Source organism: Pseudomonas sp. CCOS 191 (assembly GCF_001007005.1).
GTDB lineage: Bacteria > Pseudomonadota > Gammaproteobacteria > Pseudomonadales > Pseudomonadaceae > Aquipseudomonas > Aquipseudomonas soli.
In genome coordinates, this window is the sequence record NZ_LN847264.1 from 1,616,366 (window position 1) to 1,632,729 (window position 16,364).

15 protein-coding genes and 6 tRNA genes are annotated in these 16,364 nt (G+C 62.8%); 12 read left to right on the forward strand and 9 right to left on the reverse strand.

The annotated features are described in order from the left end of the window. The first annotated feature begins 7 nt into the window (after positions 1-7). The 6 genes from CCOS191_RS07300 (at position 8) to mgtE (ending at position 2,512) form a co-directional block, all read left to right on the forward strand. Positions 8-98, forward strand: a tRNA-Ser gene (locus CCOS191_RS07300). Positions 99-146: 48 nt separating this feature from the next. Further along, positions 147-223, forward strand: a tRNA-Arg gene (locus CCOS191_RS07305). A gap of 70 nt (positions 224-293) precedes the next feature. Next, a tRNA-Arg gene (locus tag CCOS191_RS07310) sits at positions 294-370 on the forward strand. A 72-nt stretch (positions 371-442) separates the two neighbouring features. After that, a tRNA-Arg gene (locus CCOS191_RS07315) sits at positions 443-519 on the forward strand. Between the two features lie 73 nt (positions 520-592). Further along, positions 593-669, forward strand: a tRNA-Arg gene (locus tag CCOS191_RS07320). Between the two features lie 400 nt (positions 670-1,069). Next, positions 1,070-2,512, forward strand: coding sequence for a magnesium transporter (mgtE, locus tag CCOS191_RS07325; protein ID WP_023629439.1), 1,443 nt, complete (start codon positions 1,070-1,072; stop codon positions 2,510-2,512). A 65-nt stretch (positions 2,513-2,577) separates the two neighbouring features. Here mgtE and CCOS191_RS07330 read toward each other — a convergent pair whose 3' ends face one another. Further along, positions 2,578-2,904: an Arc family DNA-binding protein gene (locus tag CCOS191_RS07330; protein ID WP_003254499.1), complete on the reverse strand. Its 327-nt coding sequence runs from the start codon at positions 2,902-2,904 to the stop codon at positions 2,578-2,580. A gap of 345 nt (positions 2,905-3,249) precedes the next feature. On the opposite strand from CCOS191_RS07330, the gene phnN reads away from it, so the two are divergent. Beyond that, a complete protein-coding gene (phnN, locus tag CCOS191_RS07335) occupies positions 3,250-3,873 on the forward strand; it encodes a phosphonate metabolism protein/1,5-bisphosphokinase (PRPP-forming) PhnN (protein ID WP_046854628.1) in 624 nt (207 codons plus the stop codon). A gap of 74 nt (positions 3,874-3,947) precedes the next feature. Further along, positions 3,948-4,024 (forward strand) — tRNA-Arg (locus CCOS191_RS07340). A 44-nt stretch (positions 4,025-4,068) separates the two neighbouring features. Here CCOS191_RS07340 and CCOS191_RS07345 read toward each other — a convergent pair. Next, complete coding sequence (locus CCOS191_RS07345) at positions 4,069-4,626, reverse strand: hypothetical protein (RefSeq protein WP_046854629.1); 558 nt, start codon at positions 4,624-4,626, stop codon at positions 4,069-4,071. Between the two features lie 217 nt (positions 4,627-4,843). Here CCOS191_RS07345 and CCOS191_RS07350 point away from each other — a divergent pair, with 217 nt between their 5' ends. Continuing rightward, positions 4,844-5,842 (forward strand): sensor domain-containing diguanylate cyclase, encoded by a 999-nt coding sequence (locus CCOS191_RS07350; protein WP_046854630.1) that lies wholly within the window; start codon positions 4,844-4,846, stop codon positions 5,840-5,842. A gap of 72 nt (positions 5,843-5,914) precedes the next feature. Here the strand turns inward: CCOS191_RS07350 and lpdA are convergent, their stop codons facing one another. From lpdA to CCOS191_RS07370, 4 genes are read right to left on the reverse strand one after another with little or no spacing between them, the layout of a single operon-like run. Then, on the reverse strand, positions 5,915-7,294 hold the full coding sequence (lpdA, locus tag CCOS191_RS07355) for a dihydrolipoyl dehydrogenase (protein WP_046854631.1): 1,380 nt from the start codon (positions 7,292-7,294) through the stop codon (positions 5,915-5,917). 2 nt (positions 7,295-7,296) lie between these two features. Next, entirely contained in the window at positions 7,297-8,565 is a 1,269-nt protein-coding gene (locus tag CCOS191_RS07360; RefSeq protein ID WP_046854632.1) for a dihydrolipoamide acetyltransferase family protein, read from the reverse strand. Continuing rightward, complete coding sequence (locus CCOS191_RS07365; protein ID WP_046854633.1) at positions 8,566-9,624, reverse strand: alpha-ketoacid dehydrogenase subunit beta; 1,059 nt, start codon at positions 9,622-9,624, stop codon at positions 8,566-8,568. Between the two features lies 1 nt (position 9,625). Further along, positions 9,626-10,858 (reverse strand): 3-methyl-2-oxobutanoate dehydrogenase (2-methylpropanoyl-transferring) subunit alpha, encoded by a 1,233-nt coding sequence (locus CCOS191_RS07370; RefSeq protein ID WP_046854634.1) that lies wholly within the window; start codon positions 10,856-10,858, stop codon positions 9,626-9,628. Positions 10,859-11,056: 198 nt separating this feature from the next. Here CCOS191_RS07370 and bkdR point away from each other — a divergent pair, with 198 nt between their 5' ends. The 3 genes from bkdR (at position 11,057) to CCOS191_RS07385 (ending at position 14,447) form a co-directional block, all read left to right on the forward strand. Continuing rightward, positions 11,057-11,545, forward strand: a complete 489-nt coding sequence (gene bkdR / locus CCOS191_RS07375) for a Bkd operon transcriptional regulator BkdR (RefSeq protein WP_028691050.1) — start codon at positions 11,057-11,059, stop codon at positions 11,543-11,545. Positions 11,546-11,749: 204 nt separating this feature from the next. Then, entirely contained in the window at positions 11,750-12,991 is a 1,242-nt protein-coding gene (locus CCOS191_RS07380) for a glutamine synthetase family protein (RefSeq protein WP_172670921.1), read from the forward strand. Positions 12,992-13,121: 130 nt separating this feature from the next. Next, positions 13,122-14,447 (forward strand): MFS transporter, encoded by a 1,326-nt coding sequence (locus CCOS191_RS07385; protein WP_046854636.1) that lies wholly within the window; start codon positions 13,122-13,124, stop codon positions 14,445-14,447. Between the two features lie 151 nt (positions 14,448-14,598). Here the strand turns inward: CCOS191_RS07385 and CCOS191_RS07390 are convergent, their stop codons facing one another. The 3 genes from CCOS191_RS07390 to flgM all read right to left on the reverse strand — a co-directional run bounded on the left by CCOS191_RS07390 (position 14,599) and on the right by flgM (position 16,251). Then, on the reverse strand, positions 14,599-15,342 hold the full coding sequence (locus tag CCOS191_RS07390) for a flagellar brake protein (protein ID WP_046854637.1): 744 nt from the start codon (positions 15,340-15,342) through the stop codon (positions 14,599-14,601). 79 nt (positions 15,343-15,421) lie between these two features. Next, positions 15,422-15,889 carry a flagella synthesis protein FlgN gene (locus CCOS191_RS07395; protein ID WP_046854638.1) on the reverse strand — a complete coding sequence of 156 codons (468 nt, stop codon included), beginning with the start codon at positions 15,887-15,889 and terminating at the stop codon, positions 15,422-15,424. A 47-nt stretch (positions 15,890-15,936) separates the two neighbouring features. Continuing rightward, positions 15,937-16,251 carry a flagellar biosynthesis anti-sigma factor FlgM gene (gene flgM, locus CCOS191_RS07400; protein WP_046854639.1) on the reverse strand — a complete coding sequence of 105 codons (315 nt, stop codon included), beginning with the start codon at positions 16,249-16,251 and terminating at the stop codon, positions 15,937-15,939. Between the last annotated feature and the right edge of the window lie 113 nt (positions 16,252-16,364).

Here is a 16,364-nt window from a genome sequence, read left to right on the forward strand (position 1 = left end):
GTGTTGCGGTGAGGTGGCCGAGTGGCCGAAGGCGCTCCCCTGCTAAGGGAGTATACCTCATAAGGGTATCGGGGGTTCGAATCCCCCCTTCACCGCCATTATTTGCCTGGAGCGCTTCAAGCGATCCGAATGGCACAGCAAGACACGGACTCATAGCTCAGCTGGATAGAGTACTCGGCTACGAACCGAGCGGTCGGAGGTTCGAATCCTCCTGAGTCCGCCACTTTTGAAGTGGCTTTGCTTGCAAGGCTGCTTCAATCAACCAGTGGTAACCTGGTCTAAAACTACCCCACGGACTCATAGCTCAGCTGGATAGAGTACTCGGCTACGAACCGAGCGGTCGCAGGTTCGAATCCTGCTGAGTCCGCCACTTTTGAAGTGGTTTTGCTTGCAAAGGCACTTCAACAAGCCAGTGGTAACCTGGCCTAAAACTACCAACCACGGACTCATAGCTCAGCTGGATAGAGTACTCGGCTACGAACCGAGCGGTCGCAGGTTCGAATCCTGCTGAGTCCGCCACTTTTTGAAGTGGCTCTGCTTGCAAAGACGCTTCAACAAGCCAGTGGTAATCTGGCCTAAAACTACCAACCACGGACTCATAGCTCAGCTGGATAGAGTACTCGGCTACGAACCGAGCGGTCGCAGGTTCGAATCCTGCTGAGTCCGCCATACATCAAGAAGCCCGCTCATTTGAGCGGGCTTTTTGTTTTCCGAATGCGCTGAATTGTCGCAGATGTCCATCTAAGCTACTGCTGTAGGTGATCCTTGCAAGGATCTGCAGCTGTAGATCGAGTCGACACAAAACGAATGTGCTTTTAACGCCAGAGCAACCGTCGCACTGATGGCTTCGAGCGTTGTCACAGCTTTAGCGCGCAAACGATTGTTCTAGCCAAAAATTTAAGCGATCCGACAGCTTGCACAGTGTATGATTGCGCCCGTCAGCCCCGCCGGGGCTTGTGGAATACCACCATGGACTTACCCAGTAGTTACTCGCTAACACGCTTCATACAGACAGATCTGACCGATTGATTCTCCCGGCGTGCTCCGCTGCTGGGAGTGGAGTTCGCCTATGACCGAAATCGAAGTAAAGAAAACCCAAGACAGCCTGCAGGATCGCCTGGCCCAGGTGATCGAGCTGTTGCAGCGCCAGCGGGTGGTCGAGGACCTGACGCACCGTCAGGAAGGTCATCACCATGACCTGGTGGAAAACCTGGTCCATCGCCAGAACCTGGTCGAGCTGCAGCGCAAGCTCGACGATCTGCACCCCGCCGACATCGCCTACATCCTCGAAGCCCTGCCGCTGGACGATCGTCTGACGGTCTGGCAGCTGGTGCGCTCCGACCGTGACGGCGACATCCTGCTTGAAGTCTCCGATGCGGTGCGCCAGACCCTGATCGCCGACATGGACGATCACGAGTTGCTGGCGGCCGCCAAGGAGATGGACGCCGACGAACTCGCCGACCTGGCTCCGGAATTGCCCCGCGACGTCGTTCATGAGCTCATGGAGAGCCTCGATGCCCAGCAGCGCGAGCGTGTGCGCTCGGCCCTGAGCTACGACGAGGAGCAGGTCGGTGCATTGATGGACTTCGAGATGGTCACCATCCGCGAAGATGTCAGCCTCGAAGTGGTACTGCGTTACCTGCGCCGGCTCAAAGAGCTGCCAGGGCACACCGACAAGCTGTTCGTGGTCGATTACGACGGTATTCTCAAGGGCGTGCTGCCCATCAAGCGGTTGTTGGTCAACGACCCGGACAAGAAGGTCGCGGAGGTCATGGCCAATGACCCGGTGACCTTCCACCCCGAGGAAGATGCCTACGACGCGGCTCAGGCCTTTGAGCGATACGACTTGGTATCCGCTCCGGTGGTGGACAAGAAAGAGCGCTTGATCGGCCGCCTGACCATCGATGAAATGGTCGATCTGATCCGTGAGGAAAGTGAGAGCGAAGTGCTCAACATGGCCGGTCTACGCGAAGAGGAAGACATCTTCGCCTCGGTCTGGCGCTCGCTGCGCAACCGCTGGGCGTGGCTGGCCATCAACCTGATCACCGCGTTTGTCGCGTCGCGGGTGATCGGCCTGTTCGAAGGCTCCATCGAGAAGCTGGTGGCCCTGGCGGCATTGATGCCGATCGTTGCCGGTATCGGCGGCAACTCCGGCAACCAGACCATCACCATGATCGTTCGCGCGATGGCACTGGACCAGGTGTCACCAGGCAACACCAGCCGCCTGATGCGCAAGGAGCTGGCGGTATCGTTGATCAATGGCCTGGTCTGGGGTGGTGTGATCGGGGTGGTGGCGTTCTGGCTGTACGGCAGCTGGTCACTGGGGCTGGTCATGACCGCCGCGATGACCTTGAACCTGCTGCTGGCAGCGCTGATGGGTGTACTGATCCCGATGACGCTGACGCGCCTGGGCCGAGATCCGGCAATGGGGTCGAGCGTGATGATCACTGCCGTGACCGACAGTGGTGGGTTCTTCATCTTCCTCGGCCTGGCAACGTTGTTCCTGATGTAGGTCGACGGAGCGCCAGAAACAAGAAAGCCAGCTTACGCTGGCTTTTTTGTGTGCGCTTGGCAGGATCAGGACGCGTCGGCGGCCATTTCCACATCGTGAGCGATGAGGGCGACCAGAGCATTCTGCTGGCGGTGGGACAGCTGGCGGAAGCGTTGCAGCAGTTCGCGTTCGTGAAGGCTGAGCTCTGGGCTGTCCAGGCGCATGCTCAGCTCGTCACCCAGAGCGCCTTCCTGGATAAGGCTCTGCTCCAGGCGGGCGATGATCTCGGAGTTCATGCTGCGGTGATGGTTGCGCGCTACCTCGGCAATGCGCTCACGCATCCCGTCTGGCAGGCGGACGACAAACTTGTCAGCGGTGCGGCTGGAGTAGATAGCCTGTTTCATTGGGCGCATATAAATTGACCGGTTGTTCTGGTTCAGGGGAGCGGTTCTCAAATTGGCCGCACGGTGGAAGTACGACCGCGGCGACGACAAAATGTTCAACCGTGATGTGATTTTGGTTCTTCATCTTGCCTCATGGTCGCCGTTTCCTTGGCGTCAATTCTGTGACAAATAGTGATCTCGATAAAGGCTTTTTGCCAGTACCAATTATCAGAAATGAGCACTGGTTTGAAAAGTTTCACATTCATCGAATTGCACAGGTGTCAGACAAATGCCGTCAAAATCTGGTAAAAGACAGCAAAGGGTCAGGGAAAATCATCAAATGCGCTGTTTTCCCATACATTGAGCATAGTGGCTATGCAATATGACGCAAGCGGTGGGGCGGCCTCAAGGGGGCGCCTGATATTCCTCATGGGACCGTCTGGTTCAGGAAAAGATTCCCTGATTGAGGCGGCCCGTGAGCGATTGTCCGCCCAAGGGGTCGAATTCGCCCGGCGGGTCATCACGCGCTCTGCCGAAGCCAAGGGAGAAGCCGCGCATGGCGTGAGCGCCGAACGTTTCGAGGTGATGCGCGAAGCGGGGGCCTTTGCGTTGGACTGGCAGGCCAATGGCCTGCGCTACGGCATCCCTGTGCAGCTGGATGCTTGGCTCGTTGCGGGGCGCTCGGTACTGGTCAATGGTTCCCGGGCGTACCTGCCGATCGCCCGGCAGCGCTATCCCGACCTCGTGGCTGTAGGGCTGGTCGTTTCCCCGCAGGTATTGCGCCAGCGCTTGCTGGCCCGGGGGCGGGAGAGCACCGAGCAGATCGAGCAGCGCCTGGCCCGCAACTTCAGGCTGCAGGCCTATGATCCCGGCGTGCATGTCGTGGACAATTCCGGGCCGTTGGCCGGTGCGGTCGAGGCCTTGATCGCACTGTTGCACGCCGAAGGCGTTATCGCTGACACGCAGGGAAAAAGGCCGACGTGCATAATGCCCGATTGATACATGACAAATGCGCACATGCTGGTTAACATGCTCGCCGTCCCCGCCGTACAGCGTCCGCTGTTGGCTGCAGTGTCTCAGTAGCTCAATTGGATAGAGCATCCCCCTCCTAAGGGGAAGGTTGCAGGTTCAAATCCTGCCTGGGACGCCATTCCCCTTGTGCTTTTCATAGTCCAGTGTGCCCGCGTGCCTGCCTCAGAGCTGGGCGCTGTAGCGTTGCTCGATATCCCGGTCATCCTCAGAGGCCAGCCTGCCATGCGACTGGCTGGCGACCTGCGCGCTTTGGGCCTGCTGTTCGACCTTGGCCTGGACCTTCGCCTCGACCTCTTCCTGCAGACGCTGGGCGATCTGTTGGTCGATTCTTGCTTTTTGGTCGGGCGGCAATGCGTCGTATTCCTCCGACGTCAGGCCCAGCTCCTGAAGCATCTTTTCCTTGATCTTCTCTGCTGGCGACTTGGCCATGTAATCGCGAAATTCCTGCAGGGCGCTGGATCCTTCCTGTTTGCCCACGCTGGCCTGTTCACGCTTGGCCGCGTCCGGATTCTGCAGCATGACCATCAGCTTGGCGAAGGCCTCCTTGCGATTGTCTTCGGCGTGTTGCTGCGAAGTGCTGCCCTGATTGTTCTGCTGTGCCGAAGCTTTCGCGCTGGCCATCAGCGGCTGGAGCGCGGGCATCTGCGCGGCGGGATGTTCGAGAACGCTGCGTTGGGTTTGTACGGCCTGCCAGCTCAGGCCGTTCGCTGTGATAAGCATGTTTCCTCCATGAACGACTGTTAGAGAGGCGACTAAAGGGGCAAAAGCTGTGCCAGCGATGGTGGAGCGGCAAAATAGGCCGCAAGGGCTATTCCGGCGACCGCTCGCTCGGAATATGCTTGCCCGGCAGAGGAACGGTATTGCCGCTAGCGGCAAAAAATAAGTGTCGGCAGCACCGGTTACGGGGCGCAGTTGCTGGGCAACAGGGAGAGCGTCCATGAGTCAGGCAGCAAAGCCGATACCGGCTGGCTTCACCGAGCAGCAATTGCACACCTTGTTCGAACTGATCAGCGACGGCATCTGGGACTGGGATGCCAACAGCGGCTACGTCTACCGCAACCTGGGCTGGTACGCGATGCTGGGTTACCCCAGCCACTCGCTGGACAACTCCGTGCTGACTTGGGAAAGCGTGATACACCCGCAGGACTATCCGCGGGTGATGGCGCATTTCGAGGCCTATATCACCCAGCGCAATGAGCGCTACCGTATCGAGTACCGGTGCCGTTGCCAGGATGGCAGTTACCTGTGGGTCGAGGACAGCGGCCATATCATCGCCCGCAACGCCGATGGCTCGGTGGCGCGAATGCTCGGGGCCCATCGCAATATCGACGCAGGCAAGCGCCTGGTGGAGGAGCTCGAACAGCGCAACCAATCGCTGGAGGGCCAGGTGGCCGAGCGTACCCGTGAGCTGTCATGGGTCAACCAGCAATTGCAGCGGCAACTGGATGAGAACCGCGAACTGGCCGAGCGGGATGCGTTGACCCGTACCGCCAACCGCTATCGCCTGGAGAAAACGCTCCAGCAGGAGTGTGAGCGCGCCCGGCGCTTCCATGAGCCACTGGCATTGATCGCCATGGACCTGGACGACTTCAAGCCGATCAACGACCTGCACGGTCATGCCCGCGGGGATGCCGCGCTGATCGAGGTCACCGAGCGCATCCGTCAGTGCCTGGGCGGTCGGGGACTGCTGGCACGTTGGGGAGGTGATGAGTTTGCCGTGGTGTTGCCGCGCACATCGCTGGAACAGGCCTGTGAGGTGGCGTCGGCGATCCGCACGGCGATGGCGGCGATCGAGCCCATCGGCACGTGTCGGCTGACCATGAGCTATGGCGTGGTGCAGTGGCGTGAGGGTGACGATGTCGGCGGGTTGCTGGCACGGGCGGATCAGGCGCTGTATCGGGCCAAGGCGGATGGCAAGAACACCGTAGCCGAGTGATGGTCAAAAAAAGACCCGCGGCGCCTGGGGCGCAGCGGGCCAAATCGGCTAGTGCCGCTTCAGTGTCTTCAATCAGATGTGCAGTGCGTGCCCCAGGGCGCGCAGCGCCGCTTCCTGTACCGCCTCGCCCAGCGTCGGGTGGGCATGAATGGTCCCGGCGATGTCTTCCAGGCGCGCGCCCATCTCCAGGGACTGGGCGAAGGCACTGGACAGTTCGGAAACCGCCACGCCCACGGCTTGCCAGCCGAGGATCAGATGGTTGTCACGGCGAGCCACCACACGCACGAAGCCGCTCTTCGACTCCAGGCTCATGGCCCGGCCATTCGCGGCGAAGGGGAACTGCGCGACGATGCAATCCACACCTTGTTGGCCGGCCTGTTCCGGGGTCTTGCCGACCACCACCACTTCCGGGTCGGTGAAGCACACCGCGGCGATTGCGGCCGGCTCGAAACGTCGCGTCTTGCCGGCGATGATCTCGGCAACCATCTCGCCCTGGGCCATGGCCCGGTGCGCCAGCATCGGCTCGCCGGCCACGTCGCCGATGGCCCAGACGTTGCGCATGCTGGTCTGGCAGCGCTCATCAATGGCGATGGCGGCGCCGTTCATCTTCAGGTCCAGGCTTTCCAGGCCGAAGCCTTTGCTGCGTGGACGGCGGCCCACGGCCACCAGCACCTGGTCAGCTTCCAGGCGCAGTTGCCCACCCTGGCCGTCGCTGGCCAGCAGGCAGCCGTCGGCATAGCCTTCGACACTGTGGCCCAGGTACAGGGCGATGCCGAGTTTCCTGATCGAGTCGGCCACCGGCGCGGTGAGTTCCGCGTCGTAGGTCGGCAGGATGCGTTCGCGGGCTTCCACCACGCTGACCTTGGCGCCGAGCTTGCGGTAGGCGATGCCCAGCTCCAGGCCGATGTAGCCGCCGCCGACCACCACCAGGTGCTCGGGCATGGCCTGGGGCGCCAGGGCCTCGGTGGAGGAAATGATCGGCCCGCCAATCGGCAGCATCGGCAGTTCGACACTGCTGGAGCCGGTGGCCAGCAGCAGGTGTTCGCACTGGATGCGCTGGCCGTCGACTTCGACGCTCTTGCCATCGAGGATCTTCGCCCAACCATGGATCACCTTCACGCCGTGCTTTTTCAGCAGCGCGGCGACGCCGCTGGTGAGGCGGTCGACGATGCCGTCCTTCCACTCGACGCTGCGGCTGATGTCCAGGCGCGGCGAGGACACGCTGATGCCCAGCGGTGAGGGTTCGGTGTAGCGGCTGGCCTGGTGGAACTGCTCGGCCACGTGGATCAGCGCCTTGGACGGAATGCAGCCGATGTTCAGGCAGGTGCCGCCCAGGGCCTGGCCTTCGACCAGCACGGTGGGGATGCCCAGTTGCCCGGCGCGGATGGCGGCCACATAGCCGCCGGGGCCGCCACCGATGATCAGCAGGGTGGTGTTGATGAGCTCTTGCATGATCACTCCACGAACAGGCAGGCGGGCTGTTCCAGCAGGCCGCGCACGGCCTGGATGAACAGTGCGGCATCCATGCCATCGACCACGCGGTGGTCGAACGAGCTGGACAGGTTCATCATCTTGCGCACGACGATCTGGCCGTCGATCACCACCGGCCGTTCGACCATGCGGTTGACGCCGACGATCGCCACTTCCGGGGTGTTGACCACCGGGGTGCTGACGATGCCGCCGAGGGCGCCGAGGCTGGTCAGGGTGATGGTCGAGCCGGACAGCTCTTCACGGCTGGCCTTGTTGTTGCGCGCCGCGTGAGCGACACGGGCGATCTCGCTGGCGTTGCTCCACAGGCTGCCGGCTTCGGCATGGCGCAGCACGGGCACCATCAGGCCGTTGTCACCCTGGGTGGCGATGCCGACGTGCACCGCGCCGTGGCGGGTGATGACCTGGGCTTCGTCGTCGTAGGTGGCGTTGATCTGCGGGAAGTCGCGCAGGGCGACGACCATGGCGCGCACCAGGAACGGCAGCAGGGTCAGCTTTCCGCGGCTGTCGCCATGCTTGGCGTTGAGCTGTTGGCGCAGGGCCTCGAGGGCGGTGACGTCGATTTCCTCGACGTAGCTGAAGTGGGCGACGCGACGCTTGGCGTCCTGCATGCGCTGGGCGATCTTGCGGCGCAGGCCGATCACCGGCACCTGCTCGCTGTCGGTGCGTTTACCGTAGCCGCCGGGTGCCTGCCCGGCACTGCTCTGCGGCTTGCTGATGAAGGCGTCGAGGTCTTCGTGCAGGATGCGCCCGGCCGGGCCGCTACCGTGTACGTAGCGCAGCTCGATACCGGCATCCAGGGCGCGCTTGCGTACCGCCGGGGAGGCCAGTGGCTTGTCATGGGCCTCGCGCGGCACGATGGGCGCGGCGCTGTGGTTGGCGGCGGCTTGCGGCGCTGCTTCAAGGCGCGCCTCGGGCTTGGCTTCGGCTTTGACCGGCGCAGGTGCCGGCTCGGCCGGCTTGGCCTGGGGCGTGTCGACATGATTGCCGCTGCCTTCGACTTCGATGCGGATCAGCTCGCTGCCGACCGCCATCACTTCACCAGGCTGGCCGCCCAGGGCCAGCACCTTGCCGCTGACCGGCGAAGGGATTTCCACGGTGGCCTTGTCGGTCATGACATCGGCCACCACTTGATCTTCGGCGATCACATCGCCGACCTTGACGAACCATTCCACCAACTCGACCTGCGCGATGCCTTCGCCAATGTCCGGCATCTTGATGACGTGCGTGCCCATTCAGACCTCCATGACCCGTTTCAGTGCCGCGCCTACCCGCGAAGGGCCGGGGAAGTAGGCCCATTCCTGTGCGTGGGGGTAGGGGGTATCCCAGCCGGTGACGCGCTCGATCGGCGCCTCGAGGTGATGGAAGCAGTGCTCCTGGACCAGCGATACCAGTTCCGCGCCGAAGCCGCAGGTGCGGGTGGCTTCGTGCACGACCACGCAGCGGCCGGTTTTCTTCACCGACTCGACGATGGTCTCCAGGTCCAGCGGCCACAGGCTGCGCAGGTCGATGACCTCGGCGTCGATGCCGCTCTCTTCGGCCGCCACTTGCGACACGTACACGGTGGTGCCGTAGGTCAATACGGTGACGTCGTTGCCGGGGCGGGTGATCACCGCCTTGTCCAGCGGCACGCTGTAGTAGCCATCCGGCACGGCGCTGTGCGGGTGCTTGGACCACGGCGTCACCGGACGGTCGTGGTGGCCGTCGAACGGGCCGTTGTACAGGCGCTTGGGCTCGAGGAAGATAACCGGATCGTCGCATTCGATCGAGGCGATCAGCAGGCCCTTGGCGTCGTAGGGGTTCGATGGCATGACGGTGCGCAGGCCGCAGACCTGGGTGAACATCGCCTCGGGGCTCTGGCTGTGGGTCTGGCCGCCGTAGATGCCGCCACCGCAAGGCATGCGCAGGGTCAGCGGGGAGATGAACTCGCCGGCCGAGCGATAGCGCAGGCGGGCCATCTCCGAAACGATCTGGTCGGAGGCGGGGTAGAAGTAGTCGGCGAACTGGATCTCGACCACCGGGCGCAGGCCATAGGCGCCCATGCCCACGGCGGTGCCGACGATGCCGCTTTCGGAGATCGGCGCGTCGAACACGCGGGACTTGCCGTACTTGGTCTGCAGGCCTTCGGTGCAGCGGAACACGCCGCCGAAGTAGCCAACGTCCTGGCCATAGACCACCACGTTGTCATCGCGCTCGAGCATGACATCCATGGCCGAGCGCAGGGCCTGGATCATGGTCATGGTGGTGGTGGACATGGCGTTTTCCAGATGGATGCTGTTGTTGTGATCGTTCATCTCAGACCCCCAGTTCCTGGCGCTGACGGCGCAAGTGGTCGGGCATTTCCTTGTACACGTCCTCGAACATCGACGCGGCGCTGGGGATATGGCCATTGCTCAGGGTGCCGAACTGCTCGGCGTCCTTCTGCGCCTTGATCACCTCGGCCTCGAGCTCGGCGGTGACCGCCTGGTGCTCTTCCTCGGACCAGTGGCCAAGCTTGATCAGGTGCTGCTTGAGGCGGGCGATCGGGTCGCCCAGCGGGAAGTGGCTCCAGTCGTCGGCCGGGCGGTACTTGGACGGGTCGTCCGAAGTCGAGTGCGGACCGGCGCGGTAGGTGACCCACTCGATCAGCGTCGGGCCCAAGCCGCGGCGGGCGCGTTCGGCGGCCCAGCGCGAAGCGGCGTAGACCGCGATGAAGTCGTTGCCGTCGACACGCAGCGAAGCGATGCCGCAACCCACGCCACGGCCGGCGAAGGTAGTCGACTCGCCCCCGGCGATGGCCTGGAAGGTCGAGATCGCCCACTGGTTGTTGACCACGTTGAGGATCACCGGGGCGCGGTAGACGTGGGCGAAGGTCAGCGCGGTGTGGAAGTCGGACTCGGCAGTGGCGCCGTCGCCGATCCATGCCGAGGCGATCTTGGTATCGCCCTTGATCGCCGAGGCCATGGCCCAGCCGACCGCCTGGACGAACTGGGTGGCCAGGTTGCCGCTGATGGTGAAGAAGCCGGCCTCGCGCACCGAATACATGATCGGCAGCTGGCGGCCCTTGAGCGGGTCACGGGTGTTGGACAGCAGCTGGCAGATCATGTCGACCAGCGACACGTCGCGGGCCATCAGGATGCTCTGCTGGCGATAGGTGGGGAAGCACATGTCGCTGCGGTTCAGGGCCAGGGCCTGGCCGCTGCCGATGGCTTCCTCGCCCAGGCTCTGCATGTAGAAGGACATCTTCTTCTGACGCTGGGCAACCACCATGCGGCTGTCGAAGATGCGCGTCTTGAGCATGGCGTGCATGCCCTGGCGCAGCACCTGCGGCTCGATGCCCTCGGCCCACGGGCCAACGGCGTCGCCATGCTCGTTGAGCACGCGCACGAGGCTGTAGGAAAGGTCCGCGGTGTCGGCGGCTTCCACATCGATAGGGGGTTTACGGACTTGACCTGCGTCGTTCAGGCGCAGGTAGGAGAAATCGGTCTGGCAGCCTGGCCGGCCTGTAGGCTCGGGCACATGCAGACGCAGGGGGGCGTACTCGTTCATGCTTTTTACGCTCGCTCGAATGTTGTTTTTGTGAGCTTTGAAGCGGCCGCCGCTGACTGCCGGCTCGTGACTGGCAGGTCAGCGTCTTTTTACATCATAGGGGGACGGCAGGAGAATTTTTCTCTCAAGTTCGTTGCCTTTCTCCTGTGGCGCAGATAAACATTCCGTACAACCACAAAAACCAGGTCAATTTCTCTCATGCGTAAACTGGATCGAACGGATATCGGCATCCTCAACAGCCTGCAGGAAAACGCCCGCATCACCAACGCGGAGTTGGCGCGCTCTGTCAACCTGTCGCCCACGCCGTGCTTCAACCGGGTCAAGGCCATGGAGGAGCTGGGGGTGATCCGCCAGCAGGTCACGCTACTGTCGCCCGAGGCGCTGGGTCTGGATGTGAATGTGTTCATCCACGTTAGCCTGGAAAAGCAGGTGGAGCAGTCGCTGCATCGCTTCGAGGAAGAAATTGCCGAGCGCCCGGAGGTGATGGAGTGTTACCTGATGACCGGGGACCCGGACTACCTGCTGCGGGTGCTGCTGCCAAGCATTCAGGCACTGGAGCGCTTTCTCGACTACCTGACCCGCTTGCCCGGGGTGGCGAACATTCGCTCCAGCTTTGCCTTGAAGCAGGTGCGCTACAAGACCGCGTTGCCGCTGCCGGCCAATGGCATGACGTTGCGCGAGCAATGATCCGGGCGCGGTGCCTGGGGTGCTTGATATTTTAAACACCCCCGGCCTATGTTGTGTGCGTCGCCATTCCCGGCATGCGAACACAACAAGAAGGACAGCGTCATGACGACCGAAGGCCCGCGCAACCAGGCAGTGCTCCTGGAGGGCATCGATGAAATCGAGTGCGTCACCCCCGACCTCAACGGCGTGCCCCGCGGCAAGGTGATGACCGCCGAAGGCTTCCTTGAGGGGCGCCGCCTGCAGATGGCCCGTGGCGTGCTGCTGCAGTGCATCATGGGCGGTTACCCGGCGGCAAAATACTATGGCAGCGACGATGGCGACCTCGCGCTGGTGGCCGAACCCTCGCAGATCCACCGCCTGCCCTGGAGCGACGAACCTCGGGCATTGGCGATCTGCGATGCGGTGGAACTCGATGGCACTCCTTCGGGGTTGTCCAGCCGTGGCCAGCTCAAGGCGGTGATCGCCCGGTACGCCGAGCGCGGGCTGGCCCCGGTGGTGGCGACCGAGCTGGAGTTCTTCGTCTTTGCCGCCAACAGCGACCCGACCCAGCCGTTCCAGCCGCCGCTGGGCAAGGACGGACGCCGGGAAATGGGCCACTCGGCCTTCAGTGTCAGCTCCAACAACGGCCTGCGCCCGTTCTTCAACGAGGTGTACCGCTGCATGGCGGCGCTGGGCCTGCCACGCGACACCTTCATGCACGAGATGGGCGTCAGCCAGTTCGAGATCAACCTGCTGCACGGCGATCCTTTGCTGCTGGCCGACCAGACCTTCCTGTTCAAGCACCTGCTCAAGGAGGTCGCGCTCAAGCATGGCCTGACCGTGGTGTGCATGGCCAAGCCACTGGCGCACACGCCTGGCAGTTCGATGCACATTCACCAGAGCCTGGTGGAGGTCGGCAGTGGGCGCAATGTGTTCAGCGACGAGCAGGGCAGGGCGACCGACACCTTCCACCATTTCATCGGTGGCCTGCAGGCCTGCCTGGCCGACTTCACCGCGCTGTTCGCGCCGAACGTCAATTCCTACCAGCGCCTGTGCCACCCCTATGCATCACCGAACAACGCCTGCTGGTCCGAGGACAACCGTGCCGCGGGCCTGCGCATCCCGGCCAGCTCGCCTGTGGCGCGGCGGGTGGAGAACCGCCTGCCGGGCGCCGATGCCAACCCCTACCTGGCCATTGCCGCAAGCCTCGCCGCCGGCCTGCACGGTATCGAACGGCAGATTGCGCCGACGCCGGCCATCCAGGGCGAGTTCGAGGTGCCGGAGCACCTCAGCCTGCCTTGCACCCTGCATGCCGCGCTTGAGCGGCTCAAGCGCAGCGCCCTGGCGCGGGAACTGTTCGGCAAGGAGTTCATCGAAGGCTACATCGCCACCAAGACCCTGGAGCTGAGCGATTTCTTCGATGAAATCACCCCCTGGGAGCGCCGTGTGCTGGCCGCGCAGGCCTGAGCGCGACACGACCGCTACTGGATGCGCCCCCACGGCTCTTTTTGCGGCCTGGGGGCCTGTGCCAAGATGGATTTGCTTTTATGCTTGCCTGCAACCCAACGCCACCTGGTCAAGGAGCTTGACGGGACGTATGCGAAATATCTGGAAGCCGTTTCAGTCGCTGTACTTCGCTGCCTTGATGATGCTGATCGGCTCGGGCCTGCTGAGTACCTACCTGGCCTTGCGCCTGGCCGCCGATCATGTCGACAGCCTGTGGATCGGTGCGTTGATGGCAGCCAACTATTTTGGCCTGGCGGTGGGGGGCAAGGTGGGGCACCGTTTGATCGGCCGGGTCGGGCATATTCGTGCCTATGCCACCTGTGCCGGCATCGTCGGCGCGGCGGTGCTCGGGCATGGGCTGACCAGCTGGCTGCCGGTCTGGATCGGGCTGCGCATGATCGTCGGCTTGGGCATGATGTGCCAGTACATGGTCATCGAGAGCTGGCTCAACGAACAGGCCGATGCCAAGCACCGCGGCGCGGTGTTCAGCGGCTATATGATTGCCTCCTACCTGGGGCTGGTGCTCGGCCAGCTGATCCTGGTGGTGCACCCACAGCTGGGGCCGGAACTGCTGATGCTGGTGGCCATGTGCTTTGCCTTGTGCCTGGTGCCGGTGGCCATGACCCGGCGCATTCACCCCGCACCGTTGCGCCCGGCGCCGATGGAGCCGAAGTTCTTCATCAAGCGCGTGCCGCAATCGCTGTCCACGGTGCTCGGTTCGGGCCTGATCGTCGGCTCCTTCTATGGCCTGGCGCCGCTGTATGCGTCCAGCCAGGGGCTGAGCACCGAGCAGATCGGCCTGTTCATGGGCTGCTGCATCTTTGCCGGGCTGCTGGTGCAGTGGCCGCTGGGCTGGCTTTCCGACCGCTATGACCGCGCGGTGCTGATCCGCAGCGTGGCCATCGGCCTGGCCCTGGCCGCCGCGCCGCTGGCGATCCTGCCGGGGGTTCCGCTCGAGCTGCTGTTCGCCATGGGCTTTGTCATATCGCTGTTGCAGTTCTGCCTGTACCCCTTGGCGGTGGCGTTCTCCAATGACCACGTGGAGAGCGAGCGGCGGGTCTCGCTGACCGCCATGCTGCTGGTCACCTATGGTGTGGGCGCCTGTATCGGGCCGTTGGCGGCCGGGGTGCTGATGAAGCTGCTGGGGGCGCAGATGCTCTACGCCTTTTTCGTGTTCTTCGCGCTGGTGCTGGTCTGGCGCATTCGGCCCAAGGCGGTCACCGGGTTGCATCAGGTCCAGGATGCGCCACTGGGGCACGTGGCGATGCCGGCGGCGGGCTCGCCCTTGTCGGCGGCCCTCGACCCACGGGTGGATGAGCAGACGGTGCAGGATGTGATGCAGGCGCCGGTGGCGGCGGAAGATACCGAGGAGGATGAGAAGGGGGCGGTGGCGCCTAAGGTCGAAGGGACTTTGTAGGAGCGGCTTTAGCCGCGATCACCCGCGAAGCGGGTGCCGGTACCGGGTTGCCTGTATCGCGGCTAAAGCCGCTCCTACAGAGGTTTGGGTTATCTTCCGCACGAATGAAAACGCCACCCGATGGGTGGCGTTTTTCATGGGCTGGCGACGATCAATAGTCGTCCTTGTCGAACCGTCGCGCTTCACGCTGCAGCTGGTAGACGAAGCTCTCGATCTTGCGCTGGGCCTGACCGTTGAGGTTGTGGAAGCGCACCCCGGCGAAGGTGGTGTTGATGCGCTCTTCGAAGTGCAGGTGGCGCAGTTCGACCAGGGTGTCGGTCAACCCCAGTGGGTTGCCGGCCTTGAAGCGCTCGTAGACCTGGCCCAATTGCAGGCGATCCTCGACATTGCCGTCGAAGCGCAGTTTGCAGCCGGTGGCCGAGATATCCAGCAGTTTGCCGCGCAGCGCGCCATTGCCCTTGAGGTGGGTGCCATCGAGGGTCACGTCGACCAGTTGCGATAGCTTCAGCGCGGCGCGGAAGGCATTGCGGCGCTGGTGATAGGTCACTTCATCGGGCAGAGGGCCACGGTAGCAGCGGTGGCCGTCGATCTCGGTGATGGTCAGCGGTACGCTGCTTTCCCAGGCGATGCGCACGCCGTCGTGGAAGCCTTCGATGCGGAAGGGTTCGCCGCTCTCGATGTACTTTTCGCCGTCGCGAGGGATCATTTCATCCAGTGCCAGGACACCGCTTTCCCGGTCGACATGCACCACATAGCTCTGGAACCGCTGGCTGCGCTCATGGAAGCTGATGATCAGCGGGTCGTGGCTATCCAGCAGCTGGCGCAAGTTGGCCGCGATCTCCAAAGGGGTGGTCAGCACCTTTGGGGGCTGGGGAGCATCGGATTCATTGAACACGGGTTATCAATCTCCAGGCAAAACGGCACACGCAAGTTACGGCATTTTGCCAGTATGTTCCGTGCCTTGAAACAAATAATCAAACCTGGCTGATTGCCCGGGGCTTGTCCATGGGCGACGTGGCGCCCCGGCTGTCATAGAGCGACGGGGAGTCGCCGCCCATGAGGATTCTGATCTGATTGGTCGTGGCGTGTTGCTGCGCCTGGATGATCCGCCCGTTGGTCTCGTTGACCTGCTGGCAGTTGTCCATCAGTTGGGTCAGCACATCGAGCTGCTGCATGATGATCTCGCCATTGGGCGACAGGTCGGCGACGGCTTTCACGCCGGCACGGTCGGCGCTGAGGCCGAGCCCAACAAGCAGGTTGTTGCGCCGCAGCCCCTGCTGCTCAAGCAGGACGATCAGGGATTGCTTGCGGGCAAGGATCTGCTCCAGCTTGGCCATATCCCGACCGTGCAGGGCCACTGCCTCCTTTTGCAGAAGGTCGAGCAGTTCCTGCGTCGGTGCTAAGTCGTCTTCGATCAGTTGCAGCAGAGTGATGTCGTGCATGGCTAACTCTTGGCGTGTTGCGTCCTTGAAGTCAGCGCGCCTGGTGGTTAGCGCTGAGCTTCGAAATCAAGCAGTTTGCTAGCGACCCGGTCGGCGTCGACCTTGTAGCTGCCGTCTGCGATGGCCTGTTTCAACTCGGCCACGCGGGCACTGTTGACGGTGGGCTGATCGCGCAGCTTGTCGCTGATCTTCTGCAATTGCTGGGCCTCTGGGCTCAGATGTACTGTTTCTCCGCTGGCACCGGTGTGCTTGGGCGCTTCGTTGGCCTCGCCGGCTTTGGCGGCGTTGCCGGACGCGGTGTTGCCGCGAACGCCGCCCGTGACGGACGGAGAGTTATTCAAACGACTGAAGTCGATGACCATGATCAAAACCCCTGGGAATTAGGACGCATGCCTTGTTTTCGACCAATCCGAAAAAAACTTTAGGCACGAATGCAACACGGCCTGAAGCTGGCTTGCGTATCCCGATATCCGAC

Excerpts from the sequence above, each read along its gene's own strand:
- mgtE (WP_023629439.1), top strand. The coding sequence starts at position 1,070 with ATGACCGAAATCGAAGTAAAGAAAACCCAAGACAGCCTGCAGGATCGC.
- CCOS191_RS07330 (WP_003254499.1), bottom strand. The coding sequence starts at position 2,904 with ATGCGCCCAATGAAACAGGCTATCTACTCCAGCCGCACCGCTGACAAG.
- phnN (WP_046854628.1), top strand. The coding sequence starts at position 3,250 with ATGCAATATGACGCAAGCGGTGGGGCGGCCTCAAGGGGGCGCCTGATA.
- CCOS191_RS07345 (WP_046854629.1), bottom strand. The coding sequence starts at position 4,626 with ATGCTTATCACAGCGAACGGCCTGAGCTGGCAGGCCGTACAAACCCAA.
- CCOS191_RS07350 (WP_046854630.1), top strand. The coding sequence starts at position 4,844 with ATGAGTCAGGCAGCAAAGCCGATACCGGCTGGCTTCACCGAGCAGCAA.
- lpdA (WP_046854631.1), bottom strand. The coding sequence starts at position 7,294 with ATGCAAGAGCTCATCAACACCACCCTGCTGATCATCGGTGGCGGCCCC.
- CCOS191_RS07360 (WP_046854632.1), bottom strand. The coding sequence starts at position 8,565 with ATGGGCACGCACGTCATCAAGATGCCGGACATTGGCGAAGGCATCGCG.
- CCOS191_RS07365 (WP_046854633.1), bottom strand. The coding sequence starts at position 9,624 with ATGAACGATCACAACAACAGCATCCATCTGGAAAACGCCATGTCCACC.
- CCOS191_RS07370 (WP_046854634.1), bottom strand. The coding sequence starts at position 10,858 with ATGAACGAGTACGCCCCCCTGCGTCTGCATGTGCCCGAGCCTACAGGC.
- bkdR (WP_028691050.1), top strand. The coding sequence starts at position 11,057 with ATGCGTAAACTGGATCGAACGGATATCGGCATCCTCAACAGCCTGCAG.
- CCOS191_RS07380 (WP_172670921.1), top strand. The coding sequence starts at position 11,750 with ATGACCGCCGAAGGCTTCCTTGAGGGGCGCCGCCTGCAGATGGCCCGT.
- CCOS191_RS07385 (WP_046854636.1), top strand. The coding sequence starts at position 13,122 with ATGCGAAATATCTGGAAGCCGTTTCAGTCGCTGTACTTCGCTGCCTTG.
- CCOS191_RS07395 (WP_046854638.1), bottom strand. The coding sequence starts at position 15,889 with ATGCACGACATCACTCTGCTGCAACTGATCGAAGACGACTTAGCACCG.
- flgM (WP_046854639.1), bottom strand. The coding sequence starts at position 16,251 with ATGGTCATCGACTTCAGTCGTTTGAATAACTCTCCGTCCGTCACGGGC.